14 protein-coding genes are annotated in these 13,631 nt (G+C 46.8%); 5 read left to right on the top strand and 9 right to left on the bottom strand.

The features are described from left to right. Positions 1-4: 4 nt before the first annotated feature. The 3 genes from lnt to AS006_RS03630 all read right to left on the bottom strand — a co-directional run bounded on the left by lnt (position 5) and on the right by AS006_RS03630 (position 4,063). Positions 5-1,441, bottom strand: a complete 1,437-nt coding sequence (gene lnt, locus AS006_RS03640; RefSeq protein WP_233185621.1) for an apolipoprotein N-acyltransferase — start codon at positions 1,439-1,441, stop codon at positions 5-7. Continuing rightward, on the bottom strand, positions 1,434-2,585 hold the full coding sequence (locus AS006_RS03635) for a DegT/DnrJ/EryC1/StrS aminotransferase family protein (RefSeq protein WP_101513324.1): 1,152 nt from the start codon (positions 2,583-2,585) through the stop codon (positions 1,434-1,436). The genes lnt and AS006_RS03635 overlap by 8 nt, the downstream gene beginning before the upstream one ends. A gap of 95 nt (positions 2,586-2,680) precedes the next feature. After that, a complete protein-coding gene (locus AS006_RS03630; protein WP_101513006.1) occupies positions 2,681-4,063 on the bottom strand; it encodes a DegQ family serine endoprotease in 1,383 nt (460 codons plus the stop codon). Between the two features lie 115 nt (positions 4,064-4,178). Between AS006_RS03630 and ftsY the strand changes: the two genes are divergently transcribed. The 4 genes from ftsY to AS006_RS03610 are packed head-to-tail and all read left to right on the top strand — an operon-like array spanning position 4,179 to position 7,765. Beyond that, positions 4,179-5,063 carry a signal recognition particle-docking protein FtsY gene (ftsY, locus tag AS006_RS03625; protein WP_101513005.1) on the top strand — a complete coding sequence of 295 codons (885 nt, stop codon included), beginning with the start codon at positions 4,179-4,181 and terminating at the stop codon, positions 5,061-5,063. Continuing rightward, a complete protein-coding gene (locus AS006_RS03620) occupies positions 5,060-5,713 on the top strand; it encodes a DUF2225 domain-containing protein (protein ID WP_101513004.1) in 654 nt (217 codons plus the stop codon). Before ftsY ends, AS006_RS03620 begins: the two co-directional genes overlap by 4 nt. Next, positions 5,689-7,347 (top strand): peptidoglycan DD-metalloendopeptidase family protein, encoded by a 1,659-nt coding sequence (locus AS006_RS03615; protein ID WP_101513003.1) that lies wholly within the window; start codon positions 5,689-5,691, stop codon positions 7,345-7,347. Before AS006_RS03620 ends, AS006_RS03615 begins: the two co-directional genes overlap by 25 nt. Position 7,348: 1 nt before the next feature. Further along, positions 7,349-7,765, top strand: coding sequence for an RrF2 family transcriptional regulator (locus AS006_RS03610; RefSeq protein ID WP_101513002.1), 417 nt, complete (start codon positions 7,349-7,351; stop codon positions 7,763-7,765). Between the two features lie 18 nt (positions 7,766-7,783). Here the strand turns inward: AS006_RS03610 and AS006_RS03605 are convergent, their stop codons facing one another. The 5 genes from AS006_RS03605 to AS006_RS03585 are packed head-to-tail and all read right to left on the bottom strand — an operon-like array spanning position 7,784 to position 11,007. Beyond that, positions 7,784-7,978, bottom strand: coding sequence for a hypothetical protein (locus AS006_RS03605; RefSeq protein WP_012644985.1), 195 nt, complete (start codon positions 7,976-7,978; stop codon positions 7,784-7,786). Between the two features lie 3 nt (positions 7,979-7,981). After that, a complete protein-coding gene (gene sfsA / locus AS006_RS03600) occupies positions 7,982-8,650 on the bottom strand; it encodes a DNA/RNA nuclease SfsA (protein WP_101513001.1) in 669 nt (222 codons plus the stop codon). Beyond that, a complete protein-coding gene (locus tag AS006_RS03595) occupies positions 8,647-9,126 on the bottom strand; it encodes a flavin reductase family protein (RefSeq protein ID WP_101513321.1) in 480 nt (159 codons plus the stop codon). Before AS006_RS03595 ends, sfsA begins: the two co-directional genes overlap by 4 nt. Next, complete coding sequence (locus AS006_RS03590; RefSeq protein ID WP_101513000.1) at positions 9,047-10,426, bottom strand: MFS transporter; 1,380 nt, start codon at positions 10,424-10,426, stop codon at positions 9,047-9,049. The genes AS006_RS03595 and AS006_RS03590 overlap by 80 nt, the downstream gene beginning before the upstream one ends. Next, on the bottom strand, positions 10,423-11,007 hold the full coding sequence (locus tag AS006_RS03585; RefSeq protein WP_369819746.1) for a hypothetical protein: 585 nt from the start codon (positions 11,005-11,007) through the stop codon (positions 10,423-10,425). Before AS006_RS03585 ends, AS006_RS03590 begins: the two co-directional genes overlap by 4 nt. 53 nt (positions 11,008-11,060) lie before the next feature. Between AS006_RS03585 and AS006_RS03580 the strand changes: the two genes are divergently transcribed. Beyond that, positions 11,061-11,594, top strand: coding sequence for a hypothetical protein (locus tag AS006_RS03580; protein ID WP_199167345.1), 534 nt, complete (start codon positions 11,061-11,063; stop codon positions 11,592-11,594). A gap of 22 nt (positions 11,595-11,616) precedes the next feature. On the opposite strand, the gene AS006_RS03575 is transcribed toward AS006_RS03580, so the two are convergent. Then, positions 11,617-13,530, bottom strand: coding sequence for a methyltransferase domain-containing protein (locus tag AS006_RS03575; protein ID WP_101512999.1), 1,914 nt, complete (start codon positions 13,528-13,530; stop codon positions 11,617-11,619). Positions 13,531-13,631: the final 101 nt, after the last annotated feature.

Genomic DNA, 13,631 nt, shown 5'->3' with positions numbered 1-13,631 from the left:
CACCTCACAACTTCGACAGTGTCCATGTAAGTCCTCCTAGAAGGATCGAAAGGTAGAAGAACCAGTCTCCTAACTTCACGTAAATGGTCTCTTCCTTCTTCGGTTTCACACGAAACAGTCCCAGAAGTCTTTCTTCCGGTGGAAGCACCCTGAGAATTCTACCGTACTCGTCTATCAGCCCGGTGATGCCCGTGTTTGCAACCTGAAGAAACTGTCTCCTTGTTTCAGCGGCCCTGAAGACTCCCTGAACGAAGTGGTTGATCAGTGCCACTTTGTAGTGAAACCATCCGTCGTTCGTCACGGTCACGAGGAATTCACTTCCGTTTTTCACGAAGTTTCGGGACACCTCCGGAAAGTAACTCTCAAAGCATATCTGAACGGAAAATGGAGGACTTTCCCTCACGTTGAAAACAGAAAACTCTTCACCCGGTTCATAGTAGGAAAGTCCTTTCAAAAAACCGAAGACACCAAAGATTTTAGGGTACGGGAGCGTTTCGACGAAGGGAAAGAGTTTCACCTTTGAGTAGACCCTTTTGAACTCACCGTTTTCCAGCAGAAAAACACTGTTTCTTCCACTGGCCGGAAAGCCGAGAATGATCGAGTTTTTTCTTGAGAGTTCCTTCAGACTGTTCGAAACAGATGAATGCCTGACATCTTCCAGGAAAAACGCCTCGGGTGTCATCACAACGTGGCCTCCCTTTCCCTTCAGCATCCCTTCAAGGATGTTGAGCATATCCTCGCTCGATGCGAAGTACTTCAAAGAGGTGGAAACGTTGGGCTGAAGAGCCATCACTTCGAACGTTCCACTCTCCGGCAGTGGAAGAAGATGCTCCACTGTCGTGTTTAGGAGATACACAAGAGCGATCAGCACGAAGATGAAAACAGCCTTTCTTTTCTTCAGAAGTTCGTAGAAGAAGGCGTTCAGAAAGACTATCAGAAACACAAGACCCAGTGTTCCTGTGACAGAGACAAGTTGCAAAAGACCAGTGTGCCTGAACAGAGCTTCAGAGATCCTTCCTCCCGTGAACCCCAGTTCCCCAATTCCGCGGATATACTCAAATATCGTGTAGGTAGAAGCAAGATAAAGTGGCCTCAGGAAAGTCCTACGCGGCGCAAAGTGAGAAAAGAACCCAAAACCAAAGAACGGAGCAGCCTCTATGACCCCCATCAAAAGATACACCACAACACCGAGCCACGATGGATACCTTCCAAAAACAAAAGGGAGATTCTCCGTCAGTGTTGGAAGAACCCAGAAGAAGGTGATCATAATGTGCGTGAAGAAGTAAAAAAACGAAAAGAGCGCCTTCTTCCAGATTCCAGTCCGCTCCATGGCGAAAAAAAGAGGTATCAGGGAAAACCAGATCAAAGCCCCGGATAAAAAGCCGGGCATCGAAAAGGCCGTGAGAACACCAGATAAAACACTGAACAAAAAACTAGCCAACCCTCTCCACCGCCTCCTTGAGAACTTCCACCACGCGTTCCTGTTCCTTCGGGGATATGTTCGTGAAGAAGGGAAGAGCGAGCGTCCTTTCAGATTCTTCCTCCGTTACGGGCAGAAGCCCTTTCATATTTCCAAACGTCTTCTCATAAAAGGGCTGAAGATGAACGGGATGGAAGTAATTTCTCACCTGAGCGCCTTTTTCTTCCATGTATTTCATGACACGATCTCTGTCCGGTCCGTTCAGTCTTATCACGTAAACGAACCAGCTCATTCTGGTCACGTATTCTTCGACAACGGGAACTTGAACCCATGGAAGGTCCTTCAGCATCTTCGAGTATCTGTCTGCCGCCTCTGAACGCTTCTCTAGTATCCTGTCGATCCTTCTCATCTGCGACAAACCGAGTGCGGCGGACATCTCATCGATTCTGTAGTTGTAACCAAACCTCACATGATAAAGCCACTTCTCGTCTTCTCCCCTTCCCTGGTTGCTCATGCTCTTTACGAGTTTAAAGATCTGCTCACTGTCTGTCACAACAACACCACCTTCTCCGGTGGTGATCTGTTTGTTCGGGTAGAAAGCAAAGGCACCCGCTACACCGAAGGTTCCTGTCTTCTTTCCTTTGTATTCTGAACCGAGCGCCTCGCATGAATCCTCTATCACGGTGATCCCGTACCTGCTGCAAACTTCCAGAACACCGTCCCAGTCGAGGGGATGTCCGAACACATCCACCGCCATGAAGAACCTGGGAACACCTTTTATGTGAACATCTCCCTGTTTGAATCCTTTCAGACACCTTTCGATGGCGTGCTCGAGCGTCTCAGAAGAGACGTTCAAAGTTCTCCTATCCACATCTACAAAGACAGGAACTGCTCTTTTCATGAGGATGACGTTCACAGAAGCGATGAAGGTGAAGGAGGGAACAAGAACAAGAGCTCCTTCTTTGACGTCCAAGCTCTCCAGTATGAGATGGAGGGCTGCGGTTCCGCTGCTGACGGGCCAGCCGTACCTTGCTCCCACGTACTGAGCCACGACTTCGCCGAACTTTCTGGTGTGATCTCCCAGACTCAGTCTGCCACTTTTCAGAACTTTCACAACTTTTTCTATGTCCTCTTCTGTTATATCTGGTCTGGAAAGCGGTATCATCCTTCTCACCTCGCTTTTATGATATCAAAAAAATCCCCCTCCACTGGAGGGGGAATCACCGCAGGGGGCTCTATTAACATTGAGGGGAGGCTTCTCTATCTCTGATATATGAAACTCACAAACACCCTCGCACCGTTTCTGTAGATGTACAGGGCTATGTAGTCTCCTTGTTTTATTTTCGAGGCAACTTTTTCGAGGTCCTCCACTGAATTTATATCATATCTTCTTCCGTTTATGTAAACTGCAACGATGATGTCTCCTTTCTGGATTCTAAACCTTCCGCTGCTCTCTCTTACTATGACTCCCTGGATCTCTTCTGTGATCGAGTAAGTCTCTCTGTCCGCTGGTGTGATGTTGGCCACCGTGATACCGAGAACGTCTATCGTTTTTTCTCCTTCCGATACTGCAGTTTCCTCTTCAGAGGAAGATCCGAACGTTACCTGAACCTTCATGATCTTTCCTTTCCTCTCTATGGTGAGAGTTGCAGTGTCTTCCGGTTTGTAAGTGTGGATGATGGAGACGAGTTCTTCGTGACTCCTCACATCCTGATCATCGACCTTGAGGATCACGTCACCTTCTTTGAGGCCTGCTCTTTCTGCAGGAGAGTCCTTCTGTACGCTCGTTATGAGGGCACCGCTTGTGGATTTGAGTCCCAGGGCCTTGGCCGTTTCTTCTGTGAGGGTCATGACGGTCACACCAAGGTAGGCTTTCTCAACCTTCTTTTTGGTGAGGATGGTGTCCAGGAATTTCTTCACCGTGTTTATGGGTATGGCAAATCCAAGGTTCACCGCTTCTTGAGGATTGACTATTGCGGTGTTTATTCCGATCACCTCACCATGGATGTTCAGAAGGGGACCTCCGCTGTTTCCAGGGTTTATCGCCGCGTCTGTCTGGATGAGTCCCACGTAATATCCGCTACCATCAGGTTTTGGTATCCTCCTGTTTGTGGCACTGACTACACCCACGGTCACTGTATGCTGGAATCCAAGGGGATTTCCTATGGCTATTGCCCACTCACCAATTTTCACCTTGTCTGAATCACCGAATTCAAGGTATGGAAATTCTTTGCCAGAGGTCCTGATCTTTATAACAGCGATGTCGAGTTCTTCGTCACCACCTATGTACTCTGCATCGTATTTGCTCCCGTCCAGCAGGGTCACAGTGATGTTATCAGCACCTCCGACCACGTGGTAGTTGGTGAGAATGTAGCCTTCAGGATCGAAAATGAAACCAGATCCAAGGCTGGAAACCTGTCTTTCAAAACCTGGAGGGAGTTCTCCAAACCATTTCTTGAAGAACTCTTCGAAGTAAGGATCGAAGAAAGTGGTTTTCACCGTCTTCGTCACATCTATCTTCACAACGGCGGGCGCACATGCCTCCACAACTTTCACGATGGGACTTTCGTAGTCGGGATTGACGTATGGAAAAACGCTGGAGAGAACAACTACAGTTAAGATGACTACGAGAAATTTCTTCATCTTTCATCCCTCCTTCGGTGAGGTTTCCGGTTTCTTAGACACACATCTTCTCCAGACAGTTCAAAAAACACATGTGGTATGCTTATATTGATGGAAAAATCGGGAGGTAGAAAAGATGGGACTCTTTGACTTTCTGAAAAAGGGCCTTCAGAAAACAAAAGACGCGTTCTTTGGAAAAGTGGTGAACCTTCTCAAAGGAAAAAAACTGGACGATGAAACTCGCGAGAAACTCGAAGAACTTCTCATTCAGGCAGACGTTGGTATTGAAACAACAGAGTACATTTTGGAAAGGATTGAGGAAAAAGATGGAGATGCCCTGGAAGCACTGAGGGAAACTCTTCTTGAAATTCTAAACTTCGAAACAGAACTGAACGAACCGGATAGCCCACCCTTCGTGATAACCGTGGTCGGTGTGAACGGAACGGGGAAAACCACATCCTGCGGCAAACTCGCAAAGATGTTCGCTGATAGAGGAAAAAGCGTTGTACTGGCGGCCGCCGACACCTTCAGAGCCGCAGCCATAGAACAGCTCAAACTCTGGGGAGATCGCATCGGCGCCACCGTGATAGCCCATTCGGAAGGAGCAGATCCCGCTGCCGTTGCGTTCGACGCCGTCTCCCACGCTCTTGCCAGAAACAAGGATGTGGTGATAATAGACACCGCTGGAAGACTTCACACGAAGAAGAACCTCATGGAAGAACTGAGAAAGGTTCACAGGGTGATAAAGAAAAAGATTCCGGAGGCTCCACACGAGGTGCTCCTTGTGATAGACGCCACCACAGGGCAGAACGGACTTGTTCAGGCTAAGGTGTTTAAAGATGCGGTGGACGTCACAGGAATCATCCTGACAAAGCTCGACGGCACCGCAAAGGGTGGAATTGCCCTTGCCATAGCAAAGGAACTGGGAATTCCTATAAAATTCGTGGGGGTTGGTGAAAAAGAAGATGATCTGAAACCGTTCGCTCCCCATGCGTTCGTGGAGGTGCTCCTTTCCGAATGAGAACCTTCTGGGAAAAAGAGTTCACGTGCCCTTTCTGTGAACACAGGTTCAGGAAAAAGATGGTCTTTTACGATGCGGTAAAGATCAAGTCAAGAGACATCGATCTGAAACCAGTTTTTGAGGATGTGAATCCCTTGCTCTACGAGGTAGTAACGTGCCCAAACTGCTACTTTTCTGCGTTCGACAAGGATTTTGAAACCATCAAAATAAAAGGTGAGGAAACAGAGAAAAGGCTCAAAGAACTGCTCGAAGAGGCCAAAAAGAAGATCAAACTGAAGAATGAAGAAACACATGCAGAAGCGATAAAGCGGTACGCCCTGAGTGGAATCGTGTACTCCGTTTTGAATCAGAGGAAGAAAGTGGCGATTTCCTATCTCAAGATCGCCTGGCTCTTCAGAGAGATGGGAAGGCCAGAAGACGAAAAGCGATACATCGAGCGTGCTCTGAAAGAATTCGAAAATCACTTCAAATACGATAGCTACGAAGAATCGGATGAACCCATGATACTCTTTTATCTTGGAGTGTTGAATCAACTCCTTGGAAAAAGGAAAGAAGCTGCAAGGTGGTACGAGCGTCTCCTCGGAAAGCACAGAGATTCCCTGTACGCGAAAGTGGGGAGAGAAAGATGGCAAGACTTAAGAAAATCTTGATCTTTCTCCTGTTACTGGTATTTCTTGGAGCGTGTGTACCCTCTGAGTGGAAAGAAAAACTTGATAAAATGGAAGAACAGATCAGACAGATCAACTCTCATATGGACCTTCTGGAAAAAAAGATCGACGATCTTCAAAAAAGGGTAGACTCTCAAAACTCTTCTCAAAGGGAGATAGAGTCATTGAAGAGAGAAATGGAGTACCTGAAAAAGGACCTTTCTTCTCTTCAGGAAGAGTTCCGCACAAGACTGGATGAGATCGAAAGCAGCTACTACACCATTTCCATGAAGATTCCTGCTGTGGAAAAAGCAGTCTCTGTGATGTCTGATCTTGAAGATCTGAAAACGAAAGTTTCAGAACTCGAAAGGAAGATGAGCATAGTCAATCTTGGAAGTACCCCATCACCTTCTGATGATCTCAAACATATCCTCCTTGATCTGGAAGAGAGGGTTTCTCGTCTGGAGAGGAACTCTTCGCGTGTGGATGAAATAGAAAAAAGACTGGAAAGTTCAGAAAAACTTCTCTCCAAAGTGGCTCTGCGTGTGTTATCACAGAGCGAGACCAGAGAAACGGTCGTGTACACCACAAACGATGAGATCGAAGACCGAATCGTTCAGATAGAGAACAGACTCTCACAGCTGGAAAACAACCAGAAGAATCTTGAACAGATAGTACAGGAAATAAGAAACACTGATAATCCACAGCTTGTGGACGTGAATGCGTACACCGAGCAACTGAGAAAGTATCTTGATGAATTCAGAAGACTGGTGAGAAGCTACGAAATAGCCCGAATTCTTGGAATCGAAGAAGGATACGTTTTCATCAGGGTGGAACGTGGAGACACCCTTGCAAAGATCAGTGAAGCCTTTGATCTGGGACCTGACGGGGTGGAGAAGATCATGAAACTCAACGGAATAGAAGACCCCAGAAGACTAATAGCGGGACAGATCATAAAAGTGCCCGTGACGAATCTTTCTGCGAGTTTTCCGGTGGGAGAAAAACCCGATCCAAAGATCGTGGTCGCTGGATTTGGCTTGAAATCGGATGGCTCGTTCTCTTCGGGAGTTGTGCTTGAAAGTTCCGGCCAAAAAGTGAAAGCCGCTCTTCCAGGAAGGGTGAAGAGCGTAAAAAATGGAACGGTCGTCGTGTACCATGGAAACGATGTGGAGACCGTGTACAGGAATCTCTCCGTTGTGAGAGTCAACGTCGGTGACTGGGTTGGTGCGGGAGAGACGATCGGATACGGAGGAAGTAACGTGGAGTTCGAACTCTACGTGGAGGGAGAACCGAAGGATCCCATGTTTCTGTTCTTTTCGAACATGGGAGAGTTCGAAATCAGCTTCTATACAGAGTGGGAGGATGGAAAACTTCCTGAACACCCTGCTTTCAGACTCACAAAATCCGGGAAAATACCGAAGGAGTGGCAAACGGCCGCGGCTGACACATCTGTCTTTCCCATCGGATCCGTTCTGTACATTCCTGAACTCAGAGACACACCAAGCGGTGGTGTTTTTGTCGTAGAGGACATTGGAGGAGTCATTAAGGGAAGAAAGATCGACATATACCTGGACAGTATAAGAGAGGCCCTTCACAATCGAAAGATCGTGTCCAGAGTTTTCGTCTGGAGGGATTGACATGTTCACGATGCGAAGCGAGTACGCCCTCAGGCTCATGATCGTGATGGCAAAAGAGTACGACAGATACCTCTCGATGACGGAGATACTGGAAAAGGCAAAAAACTCCGTTCCCAGGGAGTTCGCAGAGAAGATACTCTACACCCTCAGGAAGCCAGGTATCGTGGAAACAAAAAGAGGAAAGACTGGGGGATACAGACTCGCACGACCACCAAGGGAGATAAGAGTGTCCGATATCATCTTTCTTTTGGACAGAAAGGCCAGGGTGTTCTTCGACATGCCGGGTTGTCCCGATGAACTGGATTGTGTCATCAGATCTCTTTGGAAGAGGGTAGAAGAAGAAATAGAGAAGGTACTCGGTAGTGTCACCCTGGAAGACCTTGTGAAGGAACAGGAAGAGAAGTTGAAACAGATGTGAAGCCCGCCTCGTGCGGGCTCATTTTACCTTCAAGCTGAGTTTTTCCTCGAAGAAGACCTTTTTCCCATCCACCTCGAATTCTCTGATTCCGGTTCTCTGAGCGTATTCCCTCAAAACCTCCTCGATTTCCTTCTTCTCTGCTCTGAGTTCCTTCATGAGATCTTTTATCTCCACGTACCTTCTCACAAGCTGCTCGATGGTTGGGTTCTCCATTTTCTACACCTCCTCACAGATCGATAGATTCCCCATCGAGTAAAGATACTCTCCATCATATTTTAACCTGAACACACAAACATCGACCCCTTTGCTCAGAGCGCGCCAGAAGATCTCGGAAAAGAAAGGATCGACCTTTTTGTTTGGAAAAAAGCACCTGCTCTCAAGAAAAACCAGTATCAAAAGAAGCGCTCTGAAGCCACTTTCAACACATTGGATCAGTTCTTCCACGTGTCTTCTTCCCCTCGTTGTTGGAGCATCCGGAAACATGGCAACACCGTTTTCTTCGAACGTGCATCCCTTCACTTCCACAAAGGTTTTCCCGTCTATCAGAAAATCCAGCACGCTGTTTCCAAAGGTTTTTTCTCTTTCTATTCTGGCACCCGGGAACATTCCCTCGAGAAGTCTTTCTGCTATGAGGCTGTGGTATCCAGAGTGGACAAAGACGTATTCTTCCCTGTGCTCGACCGCAAGAAGATCCCATTTTGTCTTTCTCTTTTCGGATTTTGCCCGCTTCAGAAGAACCCTTTTCCCAGGCGATAGTAGTGGAAGACGGCCCGTGTTGTGGATGTGAACCTGTGTTCTCTCTTTTCCAACAGAGACGATACCCGTGAATCTGTTCTTTCTTTCAAGAAAGATCCCTTCTTCGTCGAACGGTATCTCGAGTTTCATCTCTGAAGCACCTTCTCGATCTTTCCAAAAAACAACGTGTGGAAACCGTGATCTTTGTAGAACCTGTCGATGATCCCCTGAGGAAGAACGAAAGGCTCTACGTTGTTTGCGAACGTCACAGAGCACTCAATCAGTGTGTGTGCTTCTTTTATGGGAGCAGTGAAGCCTTCCAGTTCATCCAGGTGAAGGAGTCCCTTCTTGAACTTCTCTTCCTGGTACCCACTCACACGCCCAAAGTAATTAAGCGCCTCTCTGTGTTCTTCGCTCAGAAAGTTCAGAGTGAATCTTCTGCTCTCTTTGATGAGACGCCAGGTGAATCTCTGAGGCCTCACAGCGGTAATGAAGTACTCTTCTTCCCACATGATACCGAAGAATCCCCACCCTATCGTCATGCCGTTAACTCTGTCTTTCATCTTGCTTGTCAGAATCACCCTTCCTTTTCTTAAGTCTTCCAGCAGTCTTTCGTACACGCTCACCACTCCTTTTCAGAATAAGGTACACATCCATCAGTCTGTACACGGGTCTTCTGAAGGTGACAAAGAGGGTGCTCAACATGAACGCCCTGAACGGAATGTACTGCCTTACCTTGACTCTCCTCAACAGGAATATAGCAGAGAATCTGAAGAATCCAGCCATTAAAAAGAGTAACTGTAGACCGTAGATCTCAAAACCGCTTATGTTCATGTAGATGTCAGAAAGAAACTTTGCAACGATACCTCCCAGGAAAGAGCCTGCCAGACTTCCCACACTGGCAAAAGAAGCGTTCAGACCGAAAAAGATTGGGTCTGATTCGAAGGCAACCTCCATGGGGAGAATGGCAAGCGACAGGTTTATGGCAGACCAGGCCACAGAGGAGATCACCGCGTCTGAAAGCATCAGTGTTCTGTACGTTTCGGTGTTCATAAAAAGCCACATTCCAGAAACAAAGGAGGCGAGCACTATTCCAAATTCTGCTATTGTTTTGTGTCCGACGCTGTCAGAGATCTTCCCTAAAATCCTGTAGGCAAGCATCGCCACGAAGTTGTTCAGTATCATCATATAGGCGATGTAGGTGTAACTCACATTCAGGTTCTTCAGAAGGTGGTAATGGTAGAACGCAGAAGAGAACGTAACCGCCATGTTCCAGTAGAACGTGAAGAGAACAAATCTCATGAAGTTGTCGTCCTTGAAGACGGCCTTCAGAGGAACACCACTTCCCGATGCCTTTACTGGGACGTCTGGGATTTTGTTCATCGAGAGGATGGAAAGAACTGTTCCCACCATGGAGATAAGAAGCACAAGGACAAAACCTATAGAGAAACGATCGATTAGGAAGGAGTAGAGGTATATTATGAAGGCGTTGCCTATGGAAAGGAACATGTTTCTGTTTCCAAATACCCTCCCCCTTTCTTCAGGAGGAATGAGATCTCTCATCCAGGAGTTCCAGGTGCTGCTCGAAAGGGCTGCGAAGATCTGCGAGATCATCAAAGCGCCGATGAAGGTAGTCGGATCTGTTTTTCCAAGGAAAACAAACACAACGAGCGCTGCAAAGCTGAATCTGCTCAGGGCGTTGAACACGTTGACGAGGAAGCGTCTCTTTCTGTACTTTCGTACGAAGAAAGAAGCGAAAAGTTGAAAGAACTGCATCATGGGTGGTACGGCAGCGGCGATGCTCAGAAGGAATTCATCCAGGTTGAAAAGCATCGCAAGTCCCGTGAAAACGGGACCTTGAACGAGCAGAGAATAGAACAGTGAAAAGATACCTTCAAGTGTGAGAAAAAGATAGGTTTTTTTCATGGACGCGGTCTCCAGAACACGTGCCCTGTCTTCTTTTTGTAGAGGATTTTGGCCATCACATAACTTCCAAGAAGGTCGAAGATGAGATCCAGCATCGTGTCGTCCAGACCCTTTTGAGTGTTGTACCCCGGAACCACCTTGTCTGTGACAAATTCAGCGATCTCCCAGAGAAGGCCAGAGAGGGTACTAAGAAGAAAGGCCATCAGTATCGCTCCTGGAACCTCGTCCCAGTACCTGGACTTTCTTGTCAGAATTTGATAGAAAAAGTACGTGACAACGAAAGATCCATAGAAATGAAGGCACTTGTCCCAGAAAGGAATTTTCCCGTAGAAGTTCATGAACTGCCCCAGAACGGAGTGAAGAAATATGGACGAAGAGAGCATCAGTTTTGTCTTTTCAGGCACTTCTTGGTGCACAACCTTTTCATACACGTACGGAGAAAAACCTCCCAGCCAGAATATGAAATAACCCACCGTCTCAACGATTTTGGCACGGATCAGAGAAAAAACGACAGGAATTCCCAGAGAAAGTATCAATATTTTGTTCAGAACCCTTTCACCGGTTTTCTCGACCGTATCGATTATTTCCCCGTCACCTCCGTGCGCTATTATATTCTCAGAGGGAGTGAGAAAACTTGAAGTATCTGTTACTCTTTCTGACAACGTTTCTTTTCGACAACTCTGGAACACCCCTTCCTATTCTAGCAGCGTCCACATTGATTTCTGCAGGAAGGATGCAGACAGGTCTGGCTTTCTTTGAGATATACCTGGGACTTTTGAGCTGGGATTCTCTCACCTTCTTTGCGGGAAAGATGTTGAAACCTCTCTTTTCCAGACTCAACTGGAAGGTTTTTCAGAAAATCCTCAGGGAGTTTTCGAACGTTTACATCTCTTCGGAAAAGATCCTGATTTTGTTCTGCAAGTTCGTTCCGTGGGTGGGAAAGGCCACACCGTTTCTTGCAGGATACATGGAAAGACCACTTAGAACGCTTCCCGTGATATGGACCGGAGATCTAATATACGAAAGTGTGTTCTTCTTCACCACACTGACGGCTGGCAGAGTCTTTCTGGAGTTTTCAAAAATTCTGGGAATCGTTCTTTTTGCAGTGGTGATGATTGTCTACTTAATCTGGAAGAGGAAGATGAGAAAGTTCATTGAAAAACATTGAAAGGGGGTCAGGCCCCCGTGCTTTACCTGATGTTCAACCTCTCCTCCGCCGCTTTGAGTATCGCTTCCAGCATTTCTGCGTAGGACATTCCCGCTATCTTTGCCATCTTTGCAAGATGACCATCCCAGCACCATCCGGGATTTGGATTCACCTCGAGAAGTTTGGGATTTCCCTCAGCATCCAACCTCCAATCGAACCTGCAGTAATCTCTGATCTCCAGCCTTTCAAAAAGTTTCAAACAGCAATCGATGATGAATTTTTCGGTTTCCTCAGGAAGTTGTGCTGGGACAGACCTTATGTTCCAGTATGGAGAATCGGGCAACCATTTTGCCTCGTACCCACATATTCTTGGAAGTTCTGGAGGAAGTGCAGAATAGTCCTCTTCTATTATGGGAAGTACGACGTAGGATTCGGGTGGGTTTCCTATGATGCCCACACTCAGATCCTTCCCCGTCAGGAATTCCTCTATCAGGATCGGTTTGTCATATCCGAATCTGCTTCTTATCTCCGAAACAACATTTATCAATTCTTCAGGAGAGTGAACAACGCTTCTTTGAGTGATTCCGAAACTGGAGTCTCCAAAGTTAGGTTTAACGATGGCAGGGAAGGGAAATGGTATTTCGAAAGAAGTGTCTTCTGGCTTTATGAAAACACCTCTTGGAACGGGAATCCCCATTTCCCGTGCGATTCCCCTGATGAGGGACTTATCATAACACAGGATGAGTGTTTGAGGTCCCGAACCCGTGTAAGGAATTCCCAGCATCTCCAGCAACGCAGGAATGTGTGCCTCTTTCCTGGGATCGTTGTTGAATCCTTCATCGCACAGGTTGAAAACGTAGTCTATCTTTCCTCTGAGTTTCATGAGGTCAGCGATTAGTGTGTCATGGTTGTCCAGATAGGAGAAATGGTAACCTTTCAGACTCTTCAAGGCCGCCTTCATCTGATCGATGGTGTAGATATCGTCTTCATCGAAAACCGAATTCGGTTTCAGAGGATCTGGTTTCCTCAGATCTCCAAGAACGACCACAACATTTTTTGTGGCCTTCTCAGATTTCTTTTTGATAGGAGTCCATTCTTTCTTTGCGACGGCAGTTACTATGAGTCTTCTTTCCATCATTCCAAGATCTTGATTTCTCTGTGAGGATGGAGAGAGTTCCCCATGGAACTTCACATCACTGAATCCCGCCGCTTTCAGAAGATTCTCCAATTCCTCAGGTGTGTAGAGCCGCTCTGCATAGAATTGATCCGCTATGACACCCTTTTCAGCGTTCACAACCACTTCGCGTGAGATGAGTCTTTTTCCATCAACCGAAAGAGAACGCTCCCTACAGACAAAGTGTTTTCTGTCGATCCACTCCCAGGATCTTGGCTGGAAGTTGTTTTTCAGGTACTCTCCGTTTGCCACGTCAATGAGAATCCTTCCCCATGGTTTCAGGACTCTGAAGACTTCCTTGAGAACCTTCAGATCATCTTCTACACTTTCAAAGTAGCCAAAACTGTTTCCGAGAATGAGCACTACATCGAAAGTGTCTGGAGGATAGGGCAGTTTTCTGGCATCTCCCTCCCTGAATTTAACGTTTAGACCTTCTTTCTTTGCCTGAGCCTTCGCTTTCTGGATCAGATAGTGAGATCGATCGAGCCCTTCGACCTTCTGAAAACCCCTCCTTGCAAGTTCCAGAGAGTGTCTCCCATGACCACAACAGAGATCGAGGATGTGATCCTCAAGGGAGAGTTTCAGGATGTGTGAGAACAGATCCACTTCCTCTCTGGTGATGCTGATATCGTCCACAACGTCCGCGTCCGTTTTCAGATAAAGCGAGTTGAAGATGCGACTCCACCAGTCAGGTTCCACATGTTCTTCCAGGTTGGTGACGGGTCCAAGGAATTTTCTGAATCTTTTCTGGTTCTTTTTCTGGGAAGATCCGTTGCTTTTCATTTTCCAACCCCCTCTACCTGAACGATTTTCTTCACAGAAAAACTACTCCCATCATCATTACAACTCAACTGCTAGATTCATTAATTAATCATTAAGGAAAA

The organism is Thermotoga sp. SG1, from assembly GCF_002865985.1.
Lineage (GTDB): Bacteria > Thermotogota > Thermotogae > Thermotogales > Thermotogaceae > Thermotoga.
Note: the sequence above shows the minus strand (reverse complement) of the source record. Positions and strands in the feature narration are given on the sequence as shown.